The organism is Bradyrhizobium sp. 134 (assembly GCF_023074155.1).
GTDB lineage: Bacteria > Pseudomonadota > Alphaproteobacteria > Rhizobiales > Xanthobacteraceae > Bradyrhizobium.
On sequence record NZ_JADPKX010000025.1, the window covers coordinates 1 to 26,634 of the forward strand.

At 60.5% G+C, this 26,634-nt stretch carries 23 protein-coding genes and 3 pseudogenes; 21 read left to right on the forward strand and 5 right to left on the reverse strand.

From position 1 onward, the window contains the following. The first annotated feature begins 1,042 nt into the window (after nt 1-1,042). From IVA75_RS08110 to IVA75_RS08130, 5 genes and pseudogenes are all read left to right on the forward strand, one after another. The gene (locus IVA75_RS08110) at nt 1,043-1,630 is read left to right on the forward strand and encodes a DUF3363 domain-containing protein (protein WP_247289275.1); all 588 of its coding nucleotides are present in this window, start codon (nt 1,043-1,045) and stop codon (nt 1,628-1,630) included. A gap of 200 nt (nt 1,631-1,830) precedes the next feature. Next, a pseudogene (locus tag IVA75_RS08115) lies at nt 1,831-2,879 on the forward strand (type IV secretory system conjugative DNA transfer family protein); the annotation flags it as partial. Between the two features lie 450 nt (nt 2,880-3,329). Continuing rightward, a complete protein-coding gene (locus IVA75_RS08120; RefSeq protein ID WP_247289277.1) occupies nt 3,330-3,740 on the forward strand; it encodes a hypothetical protein in 411 nt (136 codons plus the stop codon). Further along, on the forward strand, nt 3,737-4,378 hold the full coding sequence (locus IVA75_RS08125; RefSeq protein WP_026233706.1) for an SDR family oxidoreductase: 642 nt from the start codon (nt 3,737-3,739) through the stop codon (nt 4,376-4,378). The genes IVA75_RS08120 and IVA75_RS08125 overlap by 4 nt, the downstream gene beginning before the upstream one ends. Nucleotides 4,379-4,445: 67 nt before the next feature. Further along, a complete protein-coding gene (locus IVA75_RS08130; protein ID WP_247289279.1) occupies nt 4,446-5,441 on the forward strand; it encodes a nitrilase-related carbon-nitrogen hydrolase in 996 nt (331 codons plus the stop codon). A 1,122-nt stretch (nt 5,442-6,563) separates the two neighbouring features. Here the strand turns inward: IVA75_RS08130 and IVA75_RS08135 are convergent. Next, on the reverse strand, nt 6,564-6,734 hold the full coding sequence (locus IVA75_RS08135; protein ID WP_247289281.1) for a hypothetical protein: 171 nt from the start codon (nt 6,732-6,734) through the stop codon (nt 6,564-6,566). Between the two features lie 943 nt (nt 6,735-7,677). Here IVA75_RS08135 and IVA75_RS08140 point away from each other — a divergent pair. The 15 genes from IVA75_RS08140 (at nt 7,678) to IVA75_RS08210 (ending at nt 23,019) form a co-directional block, all read left to right on the forward strand. Then, complete coding sequence (locus IVA75_RS08140) at nt 7,678-8,340, forward strand: hypothetical protein (protein WP_247289283.1); 663 nt, start codon at nt 7,678-7,680, stop codon at nt 8,338-8,340. A 103-nt stretch (nt 8,341-8,443) separates the two neighbouring features. Beyond that, nucleotides 8,444-9,739 carry an MFS transporter gene (locus tag IVA75_RS08145; RefSeq protein WP_346658416.1) on the forward strand — a complete coding sequence of 432 codons (1,296 nt, stop codon included), beginning with the start codon at nt 8,444-8,446 and terminating at the stop codon, nt 9,737-9,739. 214 nt (nt 9,740-9,953) lie between these two features. Beyond that, nucleotides 9,954-11,168, forward strand: coding sequence for a TlpA disulfide reductase family protein (locus tag IVA75_RS08150; RefSeq protein WP_247289285.1), 1,215 nt, complete (start codon nt 9,954-9,956; stop codon nt 11,166-11,168). 536 nt (nt 11,169-11,704) lie between these two features. Then, nucleotides 11,705-13,000: a C4-dicarboxylate transporter DctA gene (gene dctA, locus IVA75_RS08155; RefSeq protein WP_018459007.1), complete on the forward strand. Its 1,296-nt coding sequence runs from the start codon at nt 11,705-11,707 to the stop codon at nt 12,998-13,000. Nucleotides 13,001-13,569: 569 nt separating this feature from the next. Then, entirely contained in the window at nt 13,570-14,490 is a 921-nt protein-coding gene (gene trbB / locus IVA75_RS08160) for a P-type conjugative transfer ATPase TrbB (RefSeq protein ID WP_247289287.1), read from the forward strand. Further along, complete coding sequence (locus tag IVA75_RS08165; protein ID WP_247289289.1) at nt 14,487-14,813, forward strand: TrbC/VirB2 family protein; 327 nt, start codon at nt 14,487-14,489, stop codon at nt 14,811-14,813. Before trbB ends, IVA75_RS08165 begins: the two co-directional genes overlap by 4 nt. Beyond that, entirely contained in the window at nt 14,813-15,076 is a 264-nt protein-coding gene (locus tag IVA75_RS08170) for a VirB3 family type IV secretion system protein (protein ID WP_247289291.1), read from the forward strand. The genes IVA75_RS08165 and IVA75_RS08170 overlap by 1 nt, the downstream gene beginning before the upstream one ends. 9 nt (nt 15,077-15,085) lie before the next feature. Continuing rightward, nucleotides 15,086-17,521, forward strand: a complete 2,436-nt coding sequence (gene trbE / locus IVA75_RS08175) for a conjugal transfer protein TrbE (RefSeq protein ID WP_247289293.1) — start codon at nt 15,086-15,088, stop codon at nt 17,519-17,521. Further along, nucleotides 17,518-18,252, forward strand: a complete 735-nt coding sequence (gene trbJ / locus IVA75_RS08180; protein WP_247289295.1) for a P-type conjugative transfer protein TrbJ — start codon at nt 17,518-17,520, stop codon at nt 18,250-18,252. The genes trbE and trbJ overlap by 4 nt, the downstream gene beginning before the upstream one ends. Nucleotides 18,253-18,254: 2 nt before the next feature. Next, the gene (gene trbK-alt / locus IVA75_RS08185) at nt 18,255-18,626 is read left to right on the forward strand and encodes a putative entry exclusion protein TrbK-alt (RefSeq protein WP_247289297.1); all 372 of its coding nucleotides are present in this window, start codon (nt 18,255-18,257) and stop codon (nt 18,624-18,626) included. Between the two features lie 3 nt (nt 18,627-18,629). Next, the gene (gene trbL, locus IVA75_RS08190) at nt 18,630-19,865 is read left to right on the forward strand and encodes a P-type conjugative transfer protein TrbL (RefSeq protein ID WP_247289299.1); all 1,236 of its coding nucleotides are present in this window, start codon (nt 18,630-18,632) and stop codon (nt 19,863-19,865) included. A 47-nt stretch (nt 19,866-19,912) separates the two neighbouring features. Further along, nucleotides 19,913-20,593, forward strand: coding sequence for a conjugal transfer protein TrbF (trbF, locus tag IVA75_RS08195; RefSeq protein WP_247289301.1), 681 nt, complete (start codon nt 19,913-19,915; stop codon nt 20,591-20,593). Between the two features lies 1 nt (nt 20,594). Beyond that, entirely contained in the window at nt 20,595-21,569 is a 975-nt protein-coding gene (trbG, locus tag IVA75_RS08200) for a P-type conjugative transfer protein TrbG (RefSeq protein WP_247289304.1), read from the forward strand. Then, nucleotides 21,566-22,771, forward strand: a complete 1,206-nt coding sequence (locus IVA75_RS08205; protein ID WP_247289306.1) for a TrbI/VirB10 family protein — start codon at nt 21,566-21,568, stop codon at nt 22,769-22,771. Before trbG ends, IVA75_RS08205 begins: the two co-directional genes overlap by 4 nt. A gap of 5 nt (nt 22,772-22,776) precedes the next feature. After that, complete coding sequence (locus IVA75_RS08210) at nt 22,777-23,019, forward strand: DUF2274 domain-containing protein (RefSeq protein WP_247289307.1); 243 nt, start codon at nt 22,777-22,779, stop codon at nt 23,017-23,019. On the opposite strand, the pseudogene IVA75_RS08215 reads toward IVA75_RS08210, so the two are convergent. Next, a pseudogene (locus IVA75_RS08215) lies at nt 22,992-23,275 on the reverse strand (LysR family transcriptional regulator); the annotation flags it as partial. The gene IVA75_RS08210 and the pseudogene IVA75_RS08215 sit on opposite strands and share 28 nt — an antisense overlap. Further along, nucleotides 23,200-23,424, reverse strand: coding sequence for an autoinducer binding domain-containing protein (locus IVA75_RS08220; RefSeq protein ID WP_247289310.1), 225 nt, complete (start codon nt 23,422-23,424; stop codon nt 23,200-23,202). The gene IVA75_RS08220 and the pseudogene IVA75_RS08215, both read right to left, overlap by 76 nt. A gap of 606 nt (nt 23,425-24,030) precedes the next feature. Between IVA75_RS08220 and ald the strand changes: the two genes are divergently transcribed. After that, a complete protein-coding gene (gene ald, locus IVA75_RS08225) occupies nt 24,031-25,143 on the forward strand; it encodes an alanine dehydrogenase (RefSeq protein ID WP_247289311.1) in 1,113 nt (370 codons plus the stop codon). A gap of 226 nt (nt 25,144-25,369) precedes the next feature. On the opposite strand, the pseudogene IVA75_RS08230 reads toward ald, so the two are convergent. Together IVA75_RS08230 and IVA75_RS08235 are read right to left on the reverse strand one after the other, a co-directional pair. Then, a pseudogene (locus IVA75_RS08230) lies at nt 25,370-25,822 on the reverse strand (MFS transporter); the annotation flags it as partial. Between the two features lie 151 nt (nt 25,823-25,973). Beyond that, nucleotides 25,974-26,634 (reverse strand): IS701 family transposase (locus IVA75_RS08235; RefSeq protein ID WP_247358930.1); only part of this gene is annotated, 661 nt, incomplete at its 5' end.

A 26,634-nucleotide genomic window follows, 5' to 3' on the forward strand; every position in this document is an offset into this window, starting at 1 on the left:
TCGCAAGCGAGAAAGGAAGCGAGAATGGCTGAGGTCAGACAGACGACACGACCGATTAAGACGGCAGGATAAAAGCCGCAAGGTGCGGCCGGTCGGTTGTGACAGAAAGTGTATGGATTTCAATGATCGACTAAACATTGCGGCGACTCGGAGCAAAGTTCAGCTTTCCCCAAGGCGCTGTTCTTACACGGCTTTCGATGCCTTGCGGCGGCCGGAATGACGCGCAAGGATGATCTTCGGACCCGTCCCGGCCGTATCCGCTCCACGCGCGCGCCCCGGACAAAGCCGTTTGTGGCGCAGGTACTCACAGCCGCTCAGAAGTCCGGCGGCCTCTCGCGAGGCAAGGATGGCCGTGGCGGAAAGTTTGGACGCGGCCGCGCCGCGAGCATCGCTGCGGCACGGCTCAACGCCAGCGGCCGCGGTGCTATGGTCAAGGCGCGGGTGGTGCGGCGGATGCGTTCGCCGGGCGCGTTGCGCGCCGATATTGGTTACCTGCAGCGCGACGGAATCACACGAGACGGCGCTCAGGGCAAACTATTCGACGCCGAGGCGGATGATGCGGACGGTTGCGCCTTCGTCAGGCGTTGCGAGGGTGACCGCCATCATTTTAGGTTCATTGTCTCGCCTGATGATGCGGGTGAATTTGCCAGCCTGCGTAGCTTCAGTCGGGAGCTGATGGACCAAGCCTCGCGCGACCCTGGCACACGGCTTGACTGGTGGCGGTCGACCACTCGAATACAGAGCATCCGCACATTCACATCCTCGTGCGGGGCCGTACCGATGATGGTGCCGACCTCATCATCAGTCGCGGTTATTTCGCTATGGGCTTGCGCGCCGGCGCCAGCGACCTTGTCATGCGCGAACTTGGCCCTCGTTCGGAGCTCGAGACTCGCCAGAGCCTTGAGGCGGACACGACAGCCGAACGCTGGACCACACTCGATCGGACGCTTGCCCGGGAAGCGGGGACGGCGGACGGCGTTATCAATTTGAGGTCCGAGCGGGATGCCGGGCGCGATCCATTGCGGGAAAGCGGATCGGGCGCATGCGGACGCTCGCGCGGCGCGGTTTGGCGGAACCTGCGGGCCCCGCCGTCCGGGTTCTGGCCCCCGATGCGGAGGCGAGCTTGCGCGCGCTGGGCGAGCGCGGTGATATCATCAAGCGGCTGCACAAAGCCCTCACGCGGACGGCGCCAGCCGCACCCCCGCATCCTGGGCACTGGAGGGCGAAACTCATGGCGAACCAATCGTTGGCCGTCTCATCGGGCGCGGGCTTGATGAAGGGCACAGCCTTTGCCGTTGTCGACGGGATTGACGGGCGTGTGCATCACGTGAAGCTTCCTGCTGTCGAGGCGGCCGGCGATGCGCCGATCGGTGGGATCGTGGAACTGCGCCGGTTTGCGGACACCCGTGGTCGAACACGGATTGGGCTCGCGGTTCGCTCGGAGCTCTTTCTGGACCAGCAGGTCGCGGCGGATGGAGCAACGTGGCTAGACCGGCAGCTCGTCGCGCGAGATCCTGCCGAGCTCTCGCGCATTGCGTTTGGCGCCGAGGTCCGTGCGCACTTGAACGGCGCATCGATGTTTTGGCCGACCAAGGACCCGCCCGGCGCGATGGCAACAAGGTCCGGCTAAGCCGCAACGTGATCGAAAGCCTCCGCGACCGCGAACTCGACGTCGTTACACGACGGCTCATGGAGCAAGCGGGGCTTCCGCACTTATCATCTGATGTAGGTGAGCAGATCTGAGGGGATTATCGTGGACGTCTGTCAGTGGCGTCCGCACGCTTCGCGATGATCGAGAACGGCCTCGGCTTTCAGCTTGTGCCCTGGTCGCCTTCGCTCGAGCGGGAGTGGCCGCGTTCGGTGATCGTCCACGAAATCAAGCGCGAGAATTTCCAGTTGACCTCGGGATGGCGCGCGCGCCTTGGAGATGTAATCTTATTCGACCGACAAACACGGCAAGCGCCGCCTACAACTTGGGAAGTACGAGAAGCGCAAAATGTCTGCATATCCTGGTTGATCCCGAAGGGGCGCTCGAGCGCCGCAACCATTGGGAAAAACCAGCCATTCTCTGCTCGTCGGCGCTATCCTGCATGTCCTCTACGCTGAAGCTGACAAGACACTTGCCGGGGCTCAACTTGGTGATCGCGTTCATCCCGTCGTCGCTTCAGCAGCGCGAGAGCTGCGAGCGAGAACGAGCGGTCGGGCGTGCTGTCGACCACAATGAGCTTCTTGCGCCTTTATCGCGATCCGGTCGTTGCTAAGGTCACCGCGCGGAGCGATTGGCGCATTCTCGATCTCGTCGACAAACCGCAGCCCGTTTCACTCTATCTCGTCGTGCCGCCATCCGACATCGTCCACACAAAGTTCCTGATGTGGCTCATCCTCAATCAGATCGGACGGCGCCTGACCGAGAGCCTGGATCCCGACCGGCGCCGTCAAAAGCTCCTCCTGATGCTCCACGAGTCATGCAGCTCTGGGCCGCCTCGATTTGTTCGAGAGCCAGCTTGCCTTCATGGCCGGCTATGGCATTCGCAGTTTCCTGATCACTCAGAGCTTGAACCAGTTAGAACGCGCCTATGGACCGAACCACGCGACCTCGACAATCGTCACATCCGGATAGCCGTCTCCACAATGACGAGCGCACCGCTAAGCGCGTCTCGGATGCGCTGGGGACCGCGACCGAACTGCGCGCGATGAAAAACTATGCCGGGCATCGCATAAGCCCCCTGGCTTGGACACTTGATGGTGTGAGCCGCCAAGAAACGTCCTGTCCTCTCCTGACGCCTGGCGAAGTCATGCAGCTCTCATCGAAAGAGGCGATTGTGATGGTGTCGGGCCTCCACCCGCTGCGTGCCACCAAGGTTCGTTATCACGAGGACCCGATAACGACAGGGCCAAATCGAACGGACCGAGCGCCTTAGATCGGGACCGACGGCAGATATCTGAGGGCTGGGAGGCCGCATGACATGAATGCTGAAATCTGAAGCGAGTTGAGACGAGGTACGGCCTGCATTCGAGCTGCCGCTCGATGGGGTAACGCTGCTTGCTTGAGCAAGCGGAAGCCTCTCCAGAGTTCCGGAAGCTCTTCTCAAAAGTTGGCCTACCAGTTTTTGCGGATTGCATCGCAGGGCCTCTGTGTTAGCAATCCACCTTGCACGGTCTTAGTCTGCGAAATCCTGTCGAAAATGCGAGAACTTGCACTGCCCCAAACTTCAGCAAACTGGTGTAACGTTATCCGTTTACGTCAGATTGCAATGAGGCAACCCCTGAGACCGCCTGCAATATGTTTCCACAATTCCAGAGGAACGGAACTACATCGTCCACTTTCGATGGAAGGACAACTGGAGAAGCACATTGGCTTGGAGCCGTTGAATGAGACCCAATCCCGCCGGATGGCGATGATGGCCAAGCATCCTCACACCAAGATCAATCTGATCAGCTCGATGGCCTCGCGACAAGACGGCGTTACGCAAGCAGAGTTGCGCAAGGCCACAGGATGGAAGCTTGTCCCGATGCCCCTGATCGCGAAGCGGTGCAAGATGAAGCTGATTACCAAACGTGAGAAGGGCAGCGTCACTCGCAAGAACGGTAAGATCGCGAGCAAGAGGGGCCACTTCACCACGTACTACATGATGGCGCATCATTTGACTACGGCAGTCGCCGACGCGACTACCGACACAGTGGGCAGAAAGCCCTATCCGTCAATGCATAAGCCAAGTGATGCGGAAAACGCGTCATGAGCCAAAGTCCTGCAGGGAATCGCGAAGCTATCCCGACAGCGAGGCTCGGCTATTTTTCGCGCCGGCTATCCCGCTTCGGAGGAAAGCGCGAAACTGTTATAGCCCATTTCGATGCCAATGCCGAAATCGCGAAACTCGGCTCGCTCGCGCAAACAACTCAGCAGAGCGTTGACGTCTTCGTCAATTTCCCCGGATTCTATTTCAATACTCACAAGGCGCTGCCTCTCGCGCGCAACCCGAGCGAGATCGTCTTCACGGCTTCTTCGTCCAATCAGGTCGGAATCGCGGGAACATCGGTTGTGTCGGCATCCAAGGCCGAACTGTGCCACTTGACGCGAGCCCTTGGCACCCAACTGATCCGCCGAAGCGCTCGGATAAACGCCGAGAGCTCGGGCGTCACCGAAAGTCCGCTGTTTAGAAACATCGGCATTTTCGAGACCAGCGTGCAAGACCGCGGAACGGTCCCGCTGGAGCAGATAGCCGCGAAACACTTCGGTAAGCCACGGAAGATCGCGGCGCGTGAGCTTCCTCGCTTTGGGCGACGCATCCTACATCACCGGCATCGACGTGGCTGTCGATGGCAGACGCACACAGCCTTGAGCCCAACAAGCCCCCATGGGCTCGAAGAGCCCCCGTGAGAGTCATCCGTCATCCTCTACACCAGTTGCAGTGCAACGCGGATACTCACAATGTGCAGAGAACAGAATGAGAAAAATCATTAAGGCAGCCGCCGTACAGATCAGCCCCGTGTTGTACAGCCGAGAGGGGACAGTCGAGAAGATCACCAGAAAGATTCGCGAATTGGGCAAAAAGGGGGTGCGTTTCGCCACGTTTCCCGAGACCATCATTCCCTACTACCCGTATTTCTCGTTCGTCCAGCCGCCCTTCACGCTTGCCAAGGAGCATCAGAGGCTGCTTGAGCAGTCCCTTACGGTACCCTCTGCGGAGACGCATGCGATCGGTGATGCGGCCAAGGACGCCCAAATGGTCGTTTCGGTCGGCGCCAATGAGCGGGACGGAGGATCGATCTATAACACTCAGCTCCTGTTCGATGCGGACGGCACGCTGATCCAGCGTCGCCGCAAGATCACCCCCACCTATCATGAGCGGATGGTCTGGGGCCAAGGCGACGGTGCCGGCCTTCGCGCCGTAGACAGCGCCGTTGGCCGGATCGGCCAGCTTGCGTGCTGGGAACATTATCTCCCGCTGGCAAGATACGCCTTGATTGCCGATGGCGAGCAGATCCACTCCGCGATGTACCCCGGCTCAATCTTCGGCCCTCTTTTCTCCCAGCAAACGGAAGTGAGCACCCGACAGCATGCCCTTGAATCGGCCTGCTTCGTCGTCAGCGCAACCGCATGGCTCAACGCCGACCAACAAGCCCAAATTGCCAATGACACGGGCGCTGCTATCGCCCCGATTTCCGGCGGTTGCTTCACGGCTATCGTTGCCCCCGATGGTCAATTGATAGGCGAGCCCCTGAAGGAAGGTGAAGGAGAGGTGATTGCCGATCTCGACTTCATCGAAATCGACGGGCGCAAGAGAGTGATGGATGCAAGCGGTCACTACAGTCGCCCTGAACTGATCAGCCTCCTGATCGACCGAACACCTTCTTCGCACGTCCATGAACGGACTATTCCTCCGAGGAGCGTGGCGACTGCCGGCCTTCATCGCGAGGACCGTGCTGCGGACGCCTCTTGACATTTTTTGGTCCTCCCCGCCCGAGCCGGAGATGGCGCATCCCCGCTTCGACCCGAACGGCCGGAGATCAGGTAATCGCCCGAGAGTCACGTGCGCAAAGAGAAAGAGCTTGTTTGCAGCAGGGCCATGCGGGCCGCTTGGCATGATCCAGACCGGTTCTCTATTGGAGAAATGACTAGCTGCGGAGCCTCGCCAATGACCTTCAGCCTACAGCGCACCCGGTCACTGCAGCGGCAAGTTCGCTTCAGGTGTTCGAAAAGTTACGCTGACCGCCGCGCCCATCCTTGCCGCGCCCCGCCTTGAGATCTGGATGTTGCCTCGATGAGGACCCGCTCATGTTGGGAGCCTACATCGTCAGCTCGAGACGGCTCGTCACGGCAGGTCTTTCCGAGTGGCGCCAAACGGCGGACAGATCAGGTCCAGGCGATCCCCGCCGGGGAAGCTGGCGTCTGAAGGTGAACGCGCACTCAAGCTATGTGATCTCCATGCAACGGCAATCCTGCGCAACACGAGCGCCCATTCGGGTTAGGAATTTTATGGAGGACGACAAAAACCAGATTACTCGCCGAGAAGGTGCCCACGGTTGCGCTCAACGATCCGGACCCAGCCCGCGGCTCGAGAAATGGGCCAAAGAGTACGAAAAGCTGTGTCCTGGACCCGGCCTCCAGATGCGATGAAAATTCATAACTGCCGCCGCACGGTGCTCTGCGGCGCTGGCACGCTCTCAGTAAACAACCGCACTTTCAGGGCGCAGTATCCAGGCCTATGCTGGCGGGATGGAGCAATCAGTACTTTTCAGGTGCCCGCGCAGACGGGCATGAACGTGCAGCAACTGCTGACGGGACTGGAGCAGATCGGTCCCGATACTCATCTACCGGTCGTTTGGCCGGCATGCTCCTCGGTCCATTTGGTGAATGCCTCCACCGGCAAGCTGTGACCACAGTGCTTCTGAAGTGCGGTGAGGGCAGTCGACGGGTGCCATCCGGCATGCTCACTCCGGTTTGGGTGCGCATCCTTTCCGGCGTAGTTCGCGTACCATCCCTGGAAAATCCAGCGCCTTAGAGGGGTGATGCTTGCTGCCGCTGCAGGCGTCGCAGTCGCCCTCGCGGCCGGCGCTCTTCCTCAAGCTTCGGCACCATCAGAAATGGTGCTTACGGCTGGCACGGTGCGGTGCAGCGGCAGCGTGCGTTGAAGATTGCGGCTGGCCGGCGAAGGTTTCCCCAGCTTAGCATCGTATTTCTCGGCCAGCACCAGAAGCCGCTTTCGCGTGAACGGATCGGCCTGATCAGCCATCGTGGGCCCGCTCTGCAAAGCTCCTGTAGAACTCGACATCCATGATGTGCCCTCACTCAACGCCACCAGGATTTGCACTTAAGTACATCGGGCGGGCGAACAGGGGGGCCTTTCGCAGAATGTTCTGCAACGAGGCTGTAGCAGCCGATTTGGCGCAAGTAAGCTCGCCGTCGGCAGGGGCAATTCACATTTCAGTCCTCCATCGATCCGGAAGCGACGCCCGGGGTGCGGCGGACCCATGAATCGCGTGGCTGGCGAGGACCGGCACAACGAGCGCTACGTCTGTAGCCATAACGAGGGGGACCCGCTGCGCGATCCACCCGCCTGCCAGCGGGACCGACAGTTCCCCTGAGGCCTCCTGACAGGTGAGTGGTCGCACCGGGCCTGCTGATACGTTTGAACAGCCGTAGGACGGGCTCGACGTGCGGCACGCGAACGGGTGTAAGTCCTATCGCACGCTGGTGATGCATGCCGGAAATCGGGCGAGGCGCGGGTGTATTTGGTCGCCGCATGAGCTGGTGCGCTTCTTACGAGGCGCATCACCGCACAGGGAATAAGGCCGGTGCGTCCGCGCGGGTCGTTCGCGACCTCGAGGGCGCGAGGGCGCATCTAGATTGCGCCTGCGCCTCGTTTTGGATCGGCAACTTTGTCGATTTGACGTAAGGGTGCACGCACCGTCCCCGAAATCGCGCGTCTATCGGCGACCTGCTGTCTAGAGGCACAAGAGGCTACGACGTCTGGCGCTGGTCTTTAGGAATCCGCCCTTTCTTTCTTTCGGTACGCCAGGCTGCGACCAGAATGTCCCCGCGGTTGAAGCGGCATGCGGTCTCGGCCCTTTTGTCGTGCGTCATCGCAGGGCGATTCATCTGTTTCGACCAAACATCCAGACCACGCGCGAGCAAGCGCAGGCGGTGTGCGGTCGCAGAAAGAAGGAAGCTGGAGTATGCAGATTAGCGGCGGGCGCCGGGAAGAACCGAGCTCAACTCGGAATGAAGCTGAGGTGGACGCGCAGCCGAGTCCAAGCGAAGCTCAGCAGACCAGAAAGATAACAATTCAACTTTCTGAGTGCATTTTCCAGCGACTCGAAGCCGCGACTGACCGCCCTGGTATGGGCAAGAGCGTCGTCGTCGAGGCGGCACTTGAGCGCTTCCTGGATCCGGCGCCGCGTATAGAGGGCCTGGTTTACGAGGCGATCGAGCGAACGAATAAGCAGGTGCTCAGTCTGCGGACGGACATTGCGGTGATCGCGGAAACAGTGGCTCTCCATGTGCGATACCACCTCACGCTGACCCCGCCGATGCCGCCATCCAAGCAGGACGAGGCGTGCGTACTGGGCCTCGAGCGCTTCAAGGCTTTTGCCGAGCAGGTCGATCGTCGCGTACGGTTTGGCCGGCCCTTGCTGCAGGAGGCAATTGATAGCTCGGGAAGTTCCAGCCGATCCGGGCCTGAATTGGGCGGCGGAGCGTCACGCGCCGTTCCACGAGCGCCAGTTGAAGAAGAAACCCACTGCGTGGCCGTCGTAGGTGAAAACTCAAACGCGGGTGCTGTCGCCGAGGAGGGCGGCAGCAATATCCACTTTCGACAGCTGCCAAACGCCTTGTGTTAAAGCCAGTGGCCGCGTTTTGAGCGACACGCGCAGCGATGCCGCTGGGCTGAGATCAGGCGAGAAGCCGGTCAACCGGGGTTGGAGCTGGCGGATCATCTCTTGCGTGTTCCTTCCCTTTGCAGCGGGATGTTATCTTTCCTACCTGTTTCGGATGATCAACACGCTCATTTGTGACCGCCTCGCCTCTGAATTGGGGCTTGGTACGGCCGATTTGGGGCTGTTGGGCTCGATCTACTTTCTAGTCCTTACCGGCAGCCAGATTCCGATGGGCATGCTCTTGGATCGCTTCGGTCCGCGCCGAGTCCAGGGTGCGCTCTTGCTGCTGGCTGCCGCAGGCGCTGCGCTTTTCGGACTATCGAATGGATTTCTGTCGCTTCTGATTGCTCGCGCGATGATAGCATTAGGTACCGCAGCTTCCCTCATGTCTGGCCTGAAAACAGTCGTGCTCTGGTTTCCGAGAGAGCGCGTGGCGCTCATCAACGGCTGTATGATCATGCTGGGTGCACTGGGCGCGGTAACGGCAACCGCACCAGCCGAGGCATTGCTTAACTGGATAGGCTGGCGCGGTCTATTTGAGGTGCTTGCCGCATCCAGCGCCTCCGCGGCCGCTTCGATCTATTTTTTGGTTCCAGAGCATGAGGCAACTGCGAAGAGCCCTCCAGGGACAGTCAGCCTGAAGACCGTCTATACGGATGGGCGGTTCTGGAGAATTGCGCCGATTTCTTCAACATGTATCGGGTCCGCGTGGGCCCTGCAGTCCTTGTGGGCAGCGTCCTGGCTGAGCGATGTGGAAGGGTTGGATCGAACAAGCCTTGTCACTCGATTGCTCGCAATGGCGATAGCCCTAAGCATTGGCGCATTGCTGCTCAGCGTGGTCGCCGATTCACTGCGCCGGCATGGCAAGAACATTGAAACGTTGCTCTCAATCATAGCTGCTGTGTTCATTGCAGCCGAACTCGCGCTGATATTGCATCCGCCATTCCCGTCGCTACCGTCGTGGATCGTTGTGGCGGTGGTCGGATCAGCAATCGTCCTCAGCTACGCGATCATCGGAGATTACTTTCCGGCCCAACTGATCGCGCGCGCAAACGGCGTGCTCAACGTTCTGCATTTCGGGTGGGCTTTCCTCGTCCAGTACGGGACGGGGTTAATTCTCGAGCAATGGCCGGTAAAGGACGGACACTACCCCTCAATCGCGTATCAGACGGCGTTCAGTATGAATGTTGTGCTGCAGCTGGTCGCACTAGTCTGGTTCATCGCCCCTTGGTTCAAATGGTTGAATTGGAAATCTGAGATCGCCGTCAAGCGCAAGTCGACGGGCCAAAGCAGGTCAGTTCACGTCATGATCCCGAGCGCCGAAATGGTTATCCTGGAAACCGATCATGATGTGGAGTGGTGAACTCGGCCTTCTGCCTGACTTCCCGCCTCTTCGGTCTGCGTTAAGGAGGTCCGGCCGACTGATTGCTTAAGAAGCTCCAAACAGCTGGTCGGATATGCGACATGCGTCGCAAGGTCGACAGGAATGATACGAAAAATGCGTAATATGAATGAGCGCTGGCTGGCATGCGACTTGCTGTTGTTTTCCACAGAGCCAGGTAAAGCGAATTTGAGCAATGACCAGTGTGACTGAGAGCGCAAGTCAAGTCGGTGCGGAGAATGTGCTGAGAGTCGGTTCGCCGGCTCCCTCCATCAAAGTTGAGGACTGGCTCCGTGGCCAACCCCTTACAAAGTTCGAGCCTGGGAAAGTATACATCATCGAGTTTTGGGCGACGTGGTGCGGACCATGTATCGCCTCGATGCCGAATTTGGTGACCCTGCAGAGCAAATACAGGAGCAACGGAGTTGAGGTGGTGGGCATCGCGGCTCACGAACAAGTTTCGACGGCAGATGAAGCGCGAGCCAGCTTGGACGCTTGGTTGACGAAGAGCTTGCCAGATCTGAACTTCGCGATCGCATTCGACTACTCCGGCGAAATGAACAAGCTTTGGATGGATCCCAGCTTTTCTGTCGGGATTCCCTCGTCATTCGTGGTCGATCGTGACGGCCGCTTCGCCTTTATCGGCCATCCGACGCAACTCGATAACTTGTTGCCAAAAGTTCTGAACGGCTCCTGGGCAGTGAGCGACGAAGCCAAAGCCCTGGATGCGGAGAGGATAACCACGGGCAGACGCAGAAAGCGCGAACTATCGCAGAAGCGAGCGCTGGTGGAACCGATCTTTGCCAGACTTGAAGCCGCCATGAATAGTAAGGATTGGGCGGCAGCCCTTTCAGGGGTTGAGGAGGCACTCGCTGCGATGCCGGACGATGTCACCATCCGTGGGCTTCATGCGGAATTGTTGCTTCACAAGATACGCGACATGCGGGCCGGCTTGGCGGTATTGCGCCAATTGGTTCGCGATGCGATCGACAAGAAATCTGTGGTTTGGATGAGCGTGGCCATCCGCCAACTCTTCGACCCCGCGAAAGACTACTCCGGTTTCCCACATGCCGAGCGCTTTGCCATGGGCAGGGACCTCTCCGAACACATCCTCGCGGCGAATCCGCCCCAAGGCAGCGAGGGCGCGAAGTTCCTCTCGTACGGGGCGGTCGCTCGGTACTATTACGAGACCGGTAACAGGGATCGCGCGATCGAATTGGTCGAGGTGGCGCTGAAATGGCTGGATGCAGCGCCTGCCTCCGATGTAGCGAAACGGGATCTCGTGCAGTGCTCCCTCCAGGCCTTGGCGAGCTACAGGAGTGAGAAGCTCTGTTACGAGGAGTGTTGTTCGGCACCGCAAAACACAGCTCCCGAAAAGGCGGAACCGGGATCGCCAATGGAGGCAGCGTGAGCAATGCTACTGGCTATGTCTTCTCGGCCCTTGTGGTTTTCGATCGAAGTTGATGCCTTTGGGAATGTCCGGGCATTCACCTGAAGCCAGGATAGGACGAGTGAGGGGTGAACGCAGGCGCGCCGCACCACCACAAGTTCTTTACGGTGAATGTCTCTTCAACGTACGGTCGCGGTCCGGCGCGATACGGCGAGAATGCCTCAGGTGAAGAGTGGTCGCCGGCTGCTAAGGGTGGCGGCATTTAACATGCTGGTCGCATCTTCGAACAACCAAAAAAGATTGAAGTGGGTGGTGACGCTGATGCATTCGAACTCTCAAGGAAGCTTTCTCAAGTTTTTACCGCTGGTTTCAGAAGGGATTCAGGACTTTGTTTCGCGTTGGCCGCAAGCCCATTCGGGAGAGCCGGCAACCGGTGGCAACGGACGGGGTTTTTTAAAGCGGTCAGTGCGCTGTGCGTGCCCCGCTAAGGGAACACTGAGCGAAGCCGTGCCTTCATTGTCACTCCGCTTTGGTACCACGGCGCCGGGTCGAGCGTGATGTACAATCACCGCCAGCGCCGCTCTGTTAAAGCCGCCGCCCTGTTCCAGCCATCTGGCCCCTGGTACAATGTTCTTTATATCCAGGTACTCATCGCGATCCTGATTGGCGTTCTCGTTGGCTGGTTGTGGCCTTCTGTGGGGACGAACAGCTGGGTCAAAGCGCTTGGTGACGGATTCATCAAGCTGATCAAAATGGTGATCGCCCCGATCATCTTCTGCACTGTTGTGTCCGGAATTGCGCATGTTCAGGATGCACGAAAGGTCGGCCGAGTCGGCGTCAAGGCGCTGCTTTACTTCGAGATCGTGTCAACCTTTGCGCTGATCCTGGGTCTCGTGATGGGCAATCTCGTTCAGGCCGGTCATGGGCTCGCTCCCAGGGCTGATGCCGCGGCGGTAGCCAACTACGTTAAAAGAGCGGAAGGGCAGAAGGCGGTCGATTTCCTCCTCAATATTATTCCGGATAGCGTAGTTGGCGCTCTGGCGCGAGGCGACGTGCTACAGGTGCTGCTGTTTGCCATCCTATTCGGGTTCTCGCTGATGGCGCTTGGCCAGCGGGGTGAGCGGATGCGCAGTCTGGTCGACGATGCTGCACACGCGGTGTTTGGTGTCATTAGGATCGTAATGAAGGCAGCGCCAATCGGGGCGTTCGGCGCCATGGCCTACACTATCGGCGAATTCGGACCGTCCGCGCTCGGTAAACTCATCAGCTTGGTTGCTCTGTTCTATGTGACAGCCGGGCTCTTCGTGATCATTGTGCTTGGCCTGGTCGCGCGCTTGGTCGGTTTTTCTATTCTAAAGTTCATCTTCTACATCAAGGATGAGCTGTTGATCGTGCTCGGAACGTCGTCGTCCGAAAGCGCGCTGCCGCAGTTGATGGAAAAACTCGAACGGCTGGGCTGTTCCAAGCCGGTCGTGGGCCTGGTGGTGCCGACAGGATACTCTTTCAATTTGGATGGGACCAACATTTACATGACGTTGGCGACCTTGTTCATCGCGCAGGCGCTCGGGGTCGATCTCGACTTCGGCCAGCAGCTCACGATACTCGTAGTGGCGATGCTCACCTCGAAGGGCGCGAGTGGTGTTACCGGTGCCGGGTTCGTCACCCTGGCCGCAACGTTGACCGTGGTCAGTCCTGACCTCGTCCCGGGCATTGCGATCGTATTCTCGATCGACAAGTTCATGAGCGAGGTGCGCGCGCTTACCAACATCATCGGGAACGGTATTGCCGCGGTGTTTGTGTCGTGGTGGGAAGGTGAACTCGACCATGTCTCGCTACACGCGCAGCTCAAGTAGATCTGCGATTTCAGCTCGGCCATTGCGGACTAGAAATCACTCTTTGAACGCCTGCATTCTGCGTCGGCAATCCTCGTGCAGTACTGGGCCACCCTGAGTCCAGGGGGAATGGTGCAGGGGCATGTTACGCTCAGGGTGGTGCACGGGACCCAGCGTCGGCATTGGTACCTGCGGCAGCCCGCCGGCTGATGTGGTTCATCATTCCGGGTTTGAGCTTCCTAAAAAACTGGGAGCTCAATCGTGCCCACGCGAGGGAGCGACAGTGGTTCAGGAGAAGCAATGGAGCCTGAGCAAACACCGCGACGAGGCGTAAAAATAGTAAGCTCCGGACCATTGCTCATTGCTGATTTCTCGCCTCGCGGTCGAGGGGCGGCGCGTCAAGCCGCCGCTCTTTTCAAATGCTCCTTTCTCTGCGCTAGACTACGAACGGCATACTCCCTTCGTTGCGGTAACACGTGATCTGTCTTTTATTTGCCTTCAGATGAGGGCGCGGAAGCGGCCTCAGCAGCTTGGGGCAAATCGTGGCGATCCATTCTTTTGATTCAGAAGCGAACTTGCGCGGAGCGCGTATGCTGCGTACCGCGTTGGGGCCCGCCATCGCAGGATTTTTGGAAGATCCGGCAATCGTCGAGGTGATGCTCAATCCCGACGGCCGGCTGTGGATCGACGGACTGTCGAGCGGCCTTACAGACACCGGAGAGAGCCTTTCGGCAGCGGATGGCGAACGAATCGTCCGACTGGTCGCGCACTATGTAGGAGCAGAAGTTCATCCCGGCTCGCCCAGGATTTCGGCTGAGCTGCCGGAAACGGGGGAACGTTTCGAAGGATTGCTGCCGCCCGTTGTTGCGGCGCCGACGTTTGCGATCCGCAAACCGGCGGTCGCCGTGTTCGGCCTGGACGACTATGTCGCCGCAGGCATCATGAACGTGAGCCAAGCGAGCGCGCTTCGCAATGCGGTCGCCGCACGGAAGAACATCCTGGTCGCCGGCGGCACCTCGACCGGCAAGACGACGCTGACAAATGCGCTGCTTGCCGAGGTTGCCAAAGGATCGGACCGTGTCGTTCTCATCGAAGATACCCGGGAGCTTCAGTGCATGGCACCGAACCTGGTGGCGCTGCGGACCAAGGACGGCGTGATCTCGCTCTCTGATCTTGTGCGCTCCTCTCTTCGCCTGCGCCCCGATCGCATTCCGATCGGCGAGGTCCGTGGGGCCGAAGCGCTCGATCTTTTGAAAGCCTGGGGCACAGGCCATCCCGGCGGCATCGGAACGATACACGCCGGGACCTCGCTTGGCGCGCTGCGCCGGCTCGAGCAGCTGATCCAGGAAGCCGTCATCACCGTCCCGCGCGCCCTGATCGGAGAAACCATCAACGTCATCGCCGTTCTCTCTGGCCGTGGCGGCGAACGGCGGTTGAGCGAACTCGCCAGCGTCGACGGCCTTGGATCATTGGGCGACTACAGCCTTTCGAACATCGGAGATCAGTCATGACCACACGATCGTCTCTCGGGCGCGGCTTCATCTCAATTGTGGCGTTCTCCAGCCTTGCCCTAGCCAGCGCGCCGGCCTGGGCCGCCGGCTCGAACATGCCTTGGGAGCAGCCGCTGAACCAGATCCTGCAATCGGTCGAAGGTCCCGTCGCAAAGATCATTGCGGTCATCATCATCATCGTGACCGGGCTGTCGCTCGCCTTTGGCGACACCTCGGGTGGTTTCCGGCGGCTAGTCCAGATCGTGTTCGGCCTGTCGATCGCATTCGCCGCATCGAGCTTCTTCCTTTCGTTCTTCTCATTCGGCGGCGGAGTGGTGATCTGATGGACGAGCCAGTCCCGGAATTTGTGGCTCCCGTCCACCGCGCGCTCACCGAACCGATCCTGATGGGCGGCGCGCCGCGCGCGGTTGCCATCCTCAACGGCACACTGGCCGCCGCACTCGGTCTCGGCCTGCGCATGTGGCTGGCCGGCCTTCTCCTCGCTTTCGTGGGCCACATGGCTGCGGTCTGGGCCGCAAAGCGCGATCCGGAATTCGTGGAAGTCGTGCGCCGGCATGTTCGCGTTCCCGCTCACCTCAGAACCTGAAGTCGTCCCATGATGAATCTTGCCGAATACCGCCGTTCAAGCACACGTCTTGCCGACTTCCTGCCCTGGGCTGCCCTGGTCGATGAAGGGATCATTCTCAATAAGGATGGATCGTTTCAGCGAACGGCCCGGTTCAGAGGGCCGGATCTCGACAGCTCCGTGCCGGCCGAGCTCGTTGCGGTCGCTGGCCGCCTCAACAATGCACTCCGTCGTCTCGGATCCGGGTGGGCCGTGTTCGTCGAGGCGCAGCGGCATTCGGCCGGACGCTATCCGCCGGATACATTCCCGGACGTCGCCTCGGCGCTGGTGGATGCGGAGCGGAAGGCGCAATTCGAGGAAGCCGGCAGTCATTACGAGTCGAGCTACTACCTGACTTTCCTTTATTTGCCTCCGGCAGAGAGTGCGGCCGCAGCAGAGCGCCTGCTGTACGAGGGCAGCCAGCGCGCTGCGGGAGCCGATGCACGCGAGCTGCTCGCCGGCTTTAGTGACCGGACCAGCCGCGTGCTGCAGCTGGTCGAGGGTTTCATGCCGGAATGCCGTTGGCTTGATAACGAGCAAACGCTGACCTACCTGCATTCGACGGTCTCGACCAAACGGCACCGGGTGCGCGTGCCAGAAATCCCGATGTATCTCGATGCGTTGCTAGCCGATCAATCGCTGGTAGGCGGCCTTGAACCCATGCTGGGCGACGCGCATCTGCGCGTTCTGACGCTCGTGGGGTTTCCGACTGCGACCACGCCCGGGATTCTCGACGAGCTGAACCGGCTGGCATTCCCGTACCGCTGGTCGACGCGCGCGATCATGCTCGACAAGACAGATGCCACAAAGCTGCTCACCAGGATCAGGCGTCAATGGTTTGCCAAGCGCAAGTCGATCGCCTCGATCCTGAAGGAGGTGATGACGAACGAGGCCTCCGCGCTTTTGGATACCGATGCCCACAACAAGGCGATGGATGCGGACAGTGCGCTCCAGGAATTGGGTTCGGATCAGATCGGCCAGGTCTTCGTCACGGCAACGGTCACGGTCTGGGACAGGGATCCGCGCGCAGCCGACGAAAAGCTCCGCCTCGCCGAAAAGGTTATCCAGGGCCGAGACTTCACCTGCATGGCCGAGACGGTCAATGCCGTCGAAGCCTGGCTCGGCAGCCTGCCGGGACAAACTTATGCGAACGTCCGCCAGCCGCCGGTCTCGACCCTGAACCTCGCCCATATGATCCCGCTATCTGCGGTATGGGCCGGAGAGGTGAGGGATCACCACTTCAAGGCGCCCCCATTGTTCTTCGGCAAGACTGAAGGTTCCACGCCATTCCGGTTTTCTCTGCATGTCGGAGATGTCGGCCACACGCTGGTCATCGGACCGACGGGCGCCGGCAAGTCGGTCCTGCTGGCGCTCATGGCGCTGCAGTTCCGCCGCTACAGCGCGGCGCAGATCATTGCGTTTGACTTCGGCGGCTCGATCCGCGCATCGGCCATCGCCATGGGCGGCGACTGGCATGATCTCGGCGGCGCGCTCGATCCGTCAGAACTCGTCGCCCTCCAGCCGCTCGCGCGCATCGACGATCTCGGCGAGCGAGGCTGGGCATCCGACTGGATCGCATCGATCCTGTCGCGCGAGCGGATCGAGGTCACGCCTGAGACTAAGGATCATGTCTGGTCGGCGTTGACCTCGCTCGCCTCGGCGCCGGTTGCCGAGCGGACGCTGACTGGGCTCTCCGTTCTCCTACAATCCAACGCTCTCAAGCGCGCGCTGCAGCCCTACTGCCTCGGGGGGCCATACGCGCGGTTGCTGGACGGCGAGCACGAAACGCTCGGTGAAGCCTCCGTCCAGGTGTTCGAGACCGAGGGATTGATTGGGACCTCTGTCGCGCCCGCAGTTCTGGCGTATCTGTTTCACCGGATCGAGGACCGCTTAGACGGCCGTCCGACACTGCTCATCATCGACGAAGGCTGGCTCGCGCTCGATGATGCCGATTTTGCCGGCAAGCTCCGCGAATGGCTCAAAACGCTTCGCAAGAAGAACGCCTCCGTCGTTTTTGCGACCCAGTCGCTCGCCGATGTCGACGGCTCCAAAATCGCGCCTGCCATCATTGAGAGCTGCCCGACCCGGATCCTGTTGCCAAACGATCGCGCCGTCGAGCCGCAGATCATGGCGATTTACCGGCGCTTTGGGCTGAACGACCGCCAGACCGAGATCCTCGCCCGCGCCACCCCCAAGCGACACTACTACTGCCAATCTCGACGCGGCAACCGCCTGTTCGAGCTCGGACTTGGCGAAATCGCCCTCGCCTTCGTGGCCGCCTCGTCCAAAGCCGACCAGGCTCTCGTCGACCGGGTGCTTGCCGAGCACGGAAGGGACGAGTTCGTGACCGGTTGGCTCATGGCGCGCGACCTCGGCTGGGCCTGCAATCTCATTCCGCAGCTCGCCCAACAAGGAGCGCTCTCATGAACTGGATCCGGCCGATTCTGGCGGCAAGCATCATCGCCATGATCATGGTCCAAGCGCCCGGCAGAGCAAAGGCGCAGTGGATCGTTTTCGATCCCAACAACTACGTTCAGAATGTGCTGACCGCCGCGCGTGAGCTGCAGCAGATCAACAACCAGATCACCTCGCTGCAGAACGAAGCGCAGATGCTGATCAATCAGGCGAAGAACCTGGCCAGCCTGCCTTATTCGTCGTTACAACAGCTCGAGCAATCGATTCAGCGCACCCAGCAGCTACTCTCGCAGGCACAGCGAATTGCCTATGATGTCGAGCAGGTCGATCGCGCGTTTTCCACCACCTATGCGCCGGCATCGGTCAGCATGTCCAATGGGCTCCTTGTCGGGAATGCGCAGACGCGTTGGCAGAACTCCGTTGCCGGGCTGCAGGACGCCATGCGGCTCCAAGCGAGTGTTGTCCGCAATCTCGACACCAACCGCACCCAAATGTCCGCCCTGGTGACGGCGAGCCAGGGCGCATCGGGTGCGCTTCAGGCAAGTCAGGCCGGCAACCAGCTCCTTGCGTTGCAAGCTCAGCAGCTTGCGGACCTTACGGCTACTGTCGCGTCGCAAGGTCGTGCGGAAACGCTCGAGTCTGCCCAGCGCGCAGCTGCGCAGGATCAGGGCAGGGAGCAACTGCGGCGCTTTCTTAGCCAGGGGCAGGGCTACCAACCAACAACCGTGCAGATGTTTCACTGATCATGAAGAAACGACTTGAACGACTGCCCGCCGCGGCAGCCCTTGGTCTTGCTGTCCTGGTGGTTGGCGTCTGCGCCATTCGGTTGCCTGAGGACAGGAGCGCGACCCAATCTTCCGTCTATCTCGCCTCAAAATCCGATGCGACCGCAGCAAAGCTCGAGCAATGCCGCACCGTCACCTACGAGCAGAAAGAGGCTCTTCTCGAATGCCAGAAGATCTGGGCCGAGCAGCGCAGGCAGTTCTTGGCAGGAAGTAGATCGACAGGTGATCCGGACAGCCGGACAGGCGCCGCGCCATTCCTCTCTCCTGTCCTGCGCAAGGACGAAAGTCGCCTCCCGTCCGGTTTTCCCTCCATTCCAAGCCAAAGCGAGTGACCCATGGGTGGTACCTCCGTCATCGATCAATTCCTGGAAACCTTCACCCGCTACATCGATTCCGGGTTTGGCCTCGTCGGAGGCGAAGTGGGGTATCTCGCCACGACGCTGGCGGCGATCGACCTCACGCTCGCGGGCCTGTTCTGGTCCTTTGGCACTGATGAGGAGATTCTTGCCCGGCTCGTCAAGAAGACATTGTTTGTCGGCGTCTTTGCCTATCTGATCAGCAATTGGAACAGCCTTGCGCGCATCGTCTTCGAGAGCTTTGCAGGCCTTGGGCTAAAAGCGTCAGGCACAAGCCTGTCGTCGACAGATTTTCTGCGGCCGGGCCGGATCGCCCAAGTTGGCCTTGATGCCGGCCGACCCATCCTCGACTCGATCTCGGGGCTCATGGGTTACGTCAGCTTCTTCGAGAATTTCGTGCAGATCGTGGTCCTGCTGTTCGCCTGGATCGTGGTGCTGTTGGCCTTCTTTATTCTCGCGATCCAGCTTTTCGTCACGCTTGTCGAGTTCAAACTGACGACACTTGCCGGCTTCGTGCTGATCCCCTTTGGCCTCTTCGGCAAGACGGCCTTTGCGGCCGAGCGAGTGCTGGGCAACGTAATCTCTTCCGGCGTCAAGGTCCTGGTCCTGGCCGTCATTGTCGGCATCGGATCGACCTTCTTCTCGCAGTTCACGGCAGGCTTCGGCGGCAACCAGCCGACCATCGAGAATGCGATGGCGCTGGTGCTCGGTGCGCTCACACTTCTGGGGCTCGGGATTTTCGGGCCCGGTATTGCCAACGGCATCGTCTCCGGAGGTCCGCAGCTTGGCGCCGGAAGCGCTGTCGGGACAGGCCTCGCCGCCGGTGGCGTTGTTGCGGCTGGCGCAGGTCTCGCCGCCGGCGCGGCCGGTCTCGCCGGCGGCGCGATTGCTGGCGCGGCACGTGGAGGCAGCGCGATTGCAAATGGTACGATGAGCGTGTCGCGGGCGGGGAGCATGTCCGGCGCAGAGGCAAGTGCGTCAGGTGCGGCTAGTCCTTTACGTTCGGTCGCCACTGGTCTTGGCGGAGCGCCGAACCATGCCGGTCGTGAAGAGGGGGACTCTTCCGCCGCTGGGTCCGACGCGCCCCCTTGGGTTCGTCGGATGAAGCGAGCGCAGACGATCAGCCATGGCGCATCAGCGGCTACCCAGGCGATCCGTTCCGGCGATCACGGCGTGGGCGGCGGATCTGTCGACCTCTCGCAACAAGACCGCTGACGCTTCACATCGACCATTTCCATTCCTGAGCATCTTGAGGTCAAACAATGTTCAAACGATCGGCCGTTCACTATGGCCGCATGCCGGAGCCTGTCACTCCGTATCAACGCGCCGCCCAGGTCTGGGATGATCGCATTGGGTCTGCGCGCGTCCAGGCCAAAAACTGGCGCCTGATGGCGTTTGGCTCCCTCTTCTTGTCCGGCTGTTTTGCCGCCGCTCTGGTCTGGCAATCCGCACACGGGACGATCACGCCGTGGGTGGTTGAGGTCGACCAATTGGGGGAAGCCAAGACTGTCGCTCCGGCAAATGCCAGCTACCAACCGACCGACCCCCAAGTCGCTTTTCACCTGGCACGATTCGTCGAGCATGTGCGTGGTCTGCCGATGGACGCCATCGTGCTCCGCGAAAACTGGCTGCGCGCTTACGATTTCACGACTGATCGCGGTGCCGCGGCGCTCAACGATTATGCCCGCAACAACGAACCATTCGCCAAGCTCGGCAAAACGCAAGTCGCGATCGAAGTGTCTAGCGTCATCCGGGCCTCCCCTGAGAGCTTTCGCCTGGCCTGGATCGAGCGGCGCTACGAGAACGGTCAGCTTGCCGCAACGGAGCGGTGGAGCGCGATCCTCACCATCGTCGTGGAAATGCCTCGCGATCTGGATCGCCTACGCAAAAATCCCCTCGGCATCTACGTCAACGCGATCAACTGGTCAAAGGAGCTCGGCTAACATGCCAACAGGTCTCGTTATTGTGTCACGAAAAGCGCGGCCGTGCTTGCCTCTGGCTCTTCTGGTCTGTGTCTCGACGCTCGGCGGCTGCACGACCTTCAGGCCGCCGCAAATCAGCTACGACAACGAGCTCCCGCCGGCACCGGACTTGCCGGCGCTTGCCGATGATCGCCCGCGACCGCTGCATGTGCCGCCGGCCTGGAAGGCTGCACGAGGCGGCAACAGCGCGGAGCCCAAGGAGCCTGTCGAGCGCATCGAAACCGCAAATGACGCTGCACGCGTGCAGCCTCGCAAAGCCGGCTACTACAATGCGGTGCAAGTGTTTTCCTATAGTCCGGGCGCGCTCTACCAGATCTATGCCGCGCCGGGGCAAATTACGGACATTGCCCTCGAGCCCGGTGAGCAGCTGATCGGCTCAGGACCGGTCGCCGCAGGCGATACCGTCCGCTGGGTGGTCGGCGACACCGAGAGTGGCAGCGGCGACACCCGCCGCGTTCACATCATGGTCAAGCCCACCCGTCCCTCGATCGAGACCAACCTCGTCGTCAATACTGATCGCCGTACTTACCTGATCGAGCTTCGCGCCAAAGAAAAGCCCTATATGCCCTCGGTCGCCTGGTTCTATCCGGCGGATCGTGGCGGGCGAACGCGAGCTCTACCGCCGGCACCCTTTATTCCGGACCTGCCGGCGCGCCGGTACCGTTACGCGATCGAGGGCGACAGCCCGCCGTGGCGTCCCGTCAACGCTTATGATGACGGCCGCAAAACCTATGTCGAATTCTCCTCCGGCGTCAGTCAGGGCGAGATGCCGCCGCTTTTCGTGATCGGGCCCGACGGTAAAGCCGAGATCGTCAACTACCGCGCTTACGGAAATGTGCTGATTGTTGACCGGCTGTTCGCGGCCGCCGAGCTGAGGCTCGGCGAGGAGCACCAGCAGAAGGTCAGGATCGTGCGAACCGACGGGAGGTCGCTTTGAACGATAGTGACCAGGCGATCGATGAACCAAACGAACCACCTCGGGCCAGGCCACCGGAAGAGATCGCCGAAGCGCTCCGGCTTCGGCCGGATCCTCCGCAAGTTGCGCGCCTCTCGCGAAAGGTCCTGATAGGCGTCAGCGCTTCTGTGCTCGTGCTGGTCACCGGCGCGGTGCTCTGGGCGCTGCAGGAGAAACGGTCTCATACTTCAGCGCCTGAGGAGCTTTACGCCACCGACCACCACAATATCGCCGATCAGCTCGCGACCTTACCAAAGGATTACACCGAGATCCCGAAGGACGTGCCGCGTCTAGGGCCGCCCTTGCCGGGCGATCTCGGCCGGCCGATCGTCGCAGCACAGGGGTCTTCGACATCCAGCTCCCTCGGCATCGATGCCGAACAGCAGCGTCTCAGCCAGGAGAGCGAGGCGGCACGGATCAGCAAGGTATTTGCCAGCACCAATGTCCGGCCACAGGTCCCTGCCACCTCATCGAGCGAAGCTCGTTCATCCGCCGCGCCATCATCCGACGAAGCATTTGCTCAAAATGGCCAAGACCGAAAGCTTGCGTTCGTCAGTGCAACGGTCGATCGTCGGACGACAAGCTCCGATCGCCTTGTGAGGCCCGCTTCGCCTTTTGTCGTTCAGGCCGGAACGGTCATTCCGGCCGCGCTGATCACAGGAATCCGCTCCGACCTGCCTGGCCAGATCACAGCCCAAGTCACAGAAGCGGTGTACGATTCTCCTACCGGGCGAGCTCGCCTTATCCCCCAGGGAGCAAGGCTGATCGGGAGCTACGATAGCCAGGTCGCATTTGGACAGTCGCGCGTGCTCCTGGTGTGGACGCGCCTTATCATGCCGAATGGGAGGTCGATTGTTTTGGAACGGCAGCCCGGCGCAGATGCGGCAGGTTACTCTGGTCTTGAGGACGAAGTCGACAATCATTGGAAGGAATTGTTGGGGGCCGCCGCTCTTTCGACGCTGCTTTCCGTCGGCACGGAGGTGAATTCCGGGGCGGATAGCGGCAATACCAACAGCGATCTCATTGCCGCGCTCCGCCGTGGAGCTGGGGAATCGATCAATCAAGCGGGCCAGCAGATAGTCCGCCGCAATCTCAACATTCAGCCAACTTTGACGATCCGTCCGGGATTTCCGGTGCGGGTGATCGTCAACCGTGACCTGGTGCTCGAACCGTATAGGGGGTGAGAACGATGCCCAAGTTAAAGCTCGGCGCAATCCACGACGACAAGCCGATCAAGATTACGCATGAACTGCCCGCGAGCGTGCACAGGGATCTCGTGGCATATGCCGAGATCCTTGCGCAGGAGACCGCTCAGCCGATCGGCGATCCAGCTAAGCTTATCGCGCCCATGCTGGCCCGGTTCATGGCAGCCGACAGGAGCTTCCGGAAAGCGCGCCACGCGCGTCAGCGACCACTCGAAGGCGATGGGTAGCGCTCAGAGACCAACTTCAGGAATTCGTGCAGCGCCGGGTTTCATTGTCGGCGCGCCAATAGGCAGAAAGCTCGAATCGGCTCGCACCCGCGCCATCGCGCAGCTCCCGGTAAACAAGGCCGGCAAAATTTGCGCCTATGTCGGCCTCGAACACGAGGCTGATTCCTGTGTTCATGCTGATCAGGCTTTTGATGATGCCGCGATTGACGTCGTGGCGCCAGATTTTTGGGCGGACCTCAGCTCGGAGCTTGGAAACGCAGAAGATCTTCGAGCTCGTTCAGTTGCAAAGCTCAGCGCGGCGATTACGCACCTGTCATCGAGGATAGCGAATGTAAACCCGCAGCGGATTCCAAATTTGTCGGCTTCTTCGAACAGAGCGCGTTCAGGCTTCGGCCGATTTCGCACTTCAAATCAGGGCCCCGATCGGAAGAGCTTAGGCTGGCGCATTGCCCGACGTACCACCGGATCGACGGAGTCGTAGCCGCGCTGCAGATGGATGACGGTCCCGGAGGGGGATATGTCGAGATCAGGTTGCAAGCACTGCCCGGCTCGCGGGAGGAGCGAGATATGCGAAGCACGATAGTTTGAGCGCAGCGGCGACCCAAGCCATGCTCTGCTGAGCTGCGTCTCGATGCGTACTTTCGATCAATCGTTCAGCAGACCTTTGAAAAACCCGATCCATCCTTTGATGAACCAACGGGCCTCCATCGCAAGCGCTACTCGTGTTAGCGAATCGAGCATCGTTGCGAATGAGGCAAAACAACGAAGAAGTCGATCCAATCCGGCGTAGATCAATCCTGATCAGGAGTGTTTGGTTTGGCTGCCGGGGCCGCATCAGGTCTCGCCACCCTGTGGTAGCATCCCTGCCATCTCGGCGGTCTTCGGTCGCCTGTTCGAAATCCTGCAAGCAGGCGGAGAAGATCGCCGGATTACTGCGCTATTTGGCCTCTCGCCCCGCAGGTTTGTAACGCTCTTCCGATTACAACGAGCTGCTCACCATGGAGATTGCAAATGAAGGTCGGTGTTCCCAAGGAAATCAAGACGCACGAGTACCGCGTCGGCCTGACGCCTGGGGCCGTCCGCGAATACGTGGCCGCTGGCCACAGCGTATTGCTCGAGACGAACGCCGGCGCCGGGATTGGCGCGACAGATGAGATTTACCGAAAAGCTGGAGCGACGATTGCGGCCTCTGCTCGCGAGGTGTTCGCGTCGAGCGAAATGATCGTGAAAGTCAAGGAGCCACAGCCCTCCGAATGGACGCAGCTGCGAGAAAACCAGATCCTCTTCACTTATCTGCATTTGGCTCCGGATCCGGAGCAGGCGAAGGGCCTTATCAAGTCTGGCTGCACCGCAATTGCCTATGAAACTGTGACTGACGCGAACGGCGGCCTTCCACTGCTTGCCCCTATGAGCGAGGTTGCGGGACGACTTGCGATCGAGGCCGCGGGCGCCGCGCTGAAGAGGTACGCCGGCGGACGGGGACTGCTGATTGCCGGGGTACCGGGCGTGCCACCCGCTCGCATCGTGGTGATCGGCGGGGGCGTTGTCGGCACTCACGCTGCAAGGATGGCGGCAGGCTTAGGCGCTGAGGTCACAATCCTCGACCGTTCGATTCCCAGGCTTCGCGAACTGGATGAGCAGTTCCAAGGGCGAGTACGGACCAGATTCTCGACGATCGAGGCCGTTGAAGAAGAGGTATTTGCGGCAGATGTTGTCATTGGCGCCGTTCTCGTTCCTGGCGCGAGCGCGCCGAAACTGGTCAGCCGAGGTATGTTGAGCTCGATGCGCAAAGGCTCCGTGATCGTGGACGTGGCGATCGATCAGGGCGGATGTTTCGAGACATCGCGGGCGACGACACATGCCGATCCAACCTATGAGGTGGATGGCGTGATCCATTATTGCGTTGCAAACATGCCCGGAGCTGTGCCGCTCACCTCAAGCCAGGCACTCAACAACGCTACGCTACCTTTTGGTGTGGCTCTCGCAAGTAAAGGATTTGCAGCTGTGCTCGAAGATCCGCATCTGCGCGCTGGCCTAAATGTCTATCGGGGCCGGCTAACCTATAAGGCTGTCGCCGAGAGTCTCGGGCTTCCCTTCTCGCCGATCGAACAGGCTGCGGCCTGATCCCAGAGGCTCTGCTGGGACATTCTCTCGCAGACTTGGGCCACTCATCAGAGTGGCCCCTTTTTTGTGCCGAGTATCAGCCACAGCTTGGAGGTGGAAGTCCTCTAGGCAACTTGCGACGGCGAGGGGCTCGCGAAGCGCAAGCGCGTCAACACGCCCGGGGCTTTTTGAATGGGGGGCACGGAAGGGACGACTGCTAGTGCCTGTGCGCACTTCCAACCCGCAGCTAGAGCTCACTCGCGGCGCGGTCGGGCACATCATCCTTCCAGCGTACCGATCCAAACGGCGCTCCAGCATACGGACGGAGACGCACGGGCTCAGGCCCGATATGGAAAGCCGTGGCCTTGCATCTAATGCGCGCTCCGAGCGTGTCCAGCGGTTGCGTTGGCGCAAATAATCGAGCCATGTCGGGCAGTGATAGCGCTCGGTCCACAGCTCGGGTCGGCGATATCACGCCCAATCGACCAGCCATAGGCGCCGTTGCGTTGCCGATAGAGCTGCACATTCTGCATAACGTTGTGGAAGGCGCGCGCATTTTCCGAAGCCACGCGATATTCGAGCTCAATCACCAGCGGGCCGCTCCGGTATGTCAGCGGAAGCCGCACCTTAGGATCGCAAGCATTTCGGCGTCCTCCCCGCGCTCGGTGATGGCCGGCATGCGCAGCCAGCGTCCTAGCATTACAGTTGCCGTTTTGCTTTGAGATGCGCGCGCTGAGCGGCAGCCTGGTGAGCTCTGCGCCAGAATGACCATGCGATGACATGCGCGGGTTGGATCCGCTTTCGAGCAAGCCTGATGGCGATGCGGCGGATTTCCTGGATTGACCAACGGATCAGCGGCGGCGTGGGTGTGCTTTGGCTTTTGCCGGGGGGCGGCGTTTGGTTTTTTTGGGCGGTGGCGGATTGGCGCGATGGCGGATCGCCGCCATCATGGCGAAGGCGAGCATCACCAGGGACACGTGGCGATGCCAGCCATGCCAGGACCTGCTCTCGTTGTGATCGAGCCCGAACTCGTTTTTCGCGGTTTCAAAGCTGTCCTCGATCGCCCATCGATGGCCTTCGACCGCGACCAGCGTTTCAATGGATGTTCCCGCTGGGCACCAGGTGGTGAAGAAGGCGAGATCGCCATCGGCGATATGGCGACGGATCAGCAGACCGCGCGTCCATAAACCATCATTTGCGCTGTTGAACTGCTCGACCTCGAGATCGGCCAGTTCGAGATAACACCAGTCATGCAGCCTCGGTCCTTTGGTTCCGGCTCCCGCCGACAAGCGCTTCCAGTCGGACGGGCGCCGCGTCCGGGCGATGTCTTCGGCCTTGCCGGCGACCGGCTGTCGCTTGCCCCAGGATCGGACGACATGAGAGCTGCTGACCCCGAGCACATAGCCTTTGCCTGCCCGCCGTAGCTGCTGTTCGATATCGCCAACACCGTAGACCGTGTCACCGGCAACCCACTTGAATGGTACAGACGCGGCTATCGCACGTGCGACAAAA

Coding starts and splice junctions, on each gene's coding strand:
- IVA75_RS08110 (WP_247289275.1), top strand. CDS start 1,043: ATGCGGACGCTCGCGCGGCGCGGTTTGGCGGAACCTGCGGGCCCCGCC.
- IVA75_RS08120 (WP_247289277.1), top strand. CDS start 3,330: ATGGAAGGACAACTGGAGAAGCACATTGGCTTGGAGCCGTTGAATGAG.
- IVA75_RS08125 (WP_026233706.1), top strand. CDS start 3,737: ATGAGCCAAAGTCCTGCAGGGAATCGCGAAGCTATCCCGACAGCGAGG.
- IVA75_RS08130 (WP_247289279.1), top strand. CDS start 4,446: ATGAGAAAAATCATTAAGGCAGCCGCCGTACAGATCAGCCCCGTGTTG.
- IVA75_RS08135 (WP_247289281.1), bottom strand. CDS start 6,734: ATGGCTGATCAGGCCGATCCGTTCACGCGAAAGCGGCTTCTGGTGCTG.
- IVA75_RS08140 (WP_247289283.1), top strand. CDS start 7,678: ATGCAGATTAGCGGCGGGCGCCGGGAAGAACCGAGCTCAACTCGGAAT.
- IVA75_RS08150 (WP_247289285.1), top strand. CDS start 9,954: ATGACCAGTGTGACTGAGAGCGCAAGTCAAGTCGGTGCGGAGAATGTG.
- dctA (WP_018459007.1), top strand. CDS start 11,705: ATGTACAATCACCGCCAGCGCCGCTCTGTTAAAGCCGCCGCCCTGTTC.
- trbB (WP_247289287.1), top strand. CDS start 13,570: ATGCTGCGTACCGCGTTGGGGCCCGCCATCGCAGGATTTTTGGAAGAT.
- IVA75_RS08165 (WP_247289289.1), top strand. CDS start 14,487: ATGACCACACGATCGTCTCTCGGGCGCGGCTTCATCTCAATTGTGGCG.
- IVA75_RS08170 (WP_247289291.1), top strand. CDS start 14,813: ATGGACGAGCCAGTCCCGGAATTTGTGGCTCCCGTCCACCGCGCGCTC.
- trbE (WP_247289293.1), top strand. CDS start 15,086: ATGATGAATCTTGCCGAATACCGCCGTTCAAGCACACGTCTTGCCGAC.
- trbJ (WP_247289295.1), top strand. CDS start 17,518: ATGAACTGGATCCGGCCGATTCTGGCGGCAAGCATCATCGCCATGATC.
- trbK-alt (WP_247289297.1), top strand. CDS start 18,255: ATGAAGAAACGACTTGAACGACTGCCCGCCGCGGCAGCCCTTGGTCTT.
- trbL (WP_247289299.1), top strand. CDS start 18,630: ATGGGTGGTACCTCCGTCATCGATCAATTCCTGGAAACCTTCACCCGC.
- trbF (WP_247289301.1), top strand. CDS start 19,913: ATGTTCAAACGATCGGCCGTTCACTATGGCCGCATGCCGGAGCCTGTC.
- trbG (WP_247289304.1), top strand. CDS start 20,595: ATGCCAACAGGTCTCGTTATTGTGTCACGAAAAGCGCGGCCGTGCTTG.
- IVA75_RS08210 (WP_247289307.1), top strand. CDS start 22,777: ATGCCCAAGTTAAAGCTCGGCGCAATCCACGACGACAAGCCGATCAAG.
- ald (WP_247289311.1), top strand. CDS start 24,031: ATGAAGGTCGGTGTTCCCAAGGAAATCAAGACGCACGAGTACCGCGTC.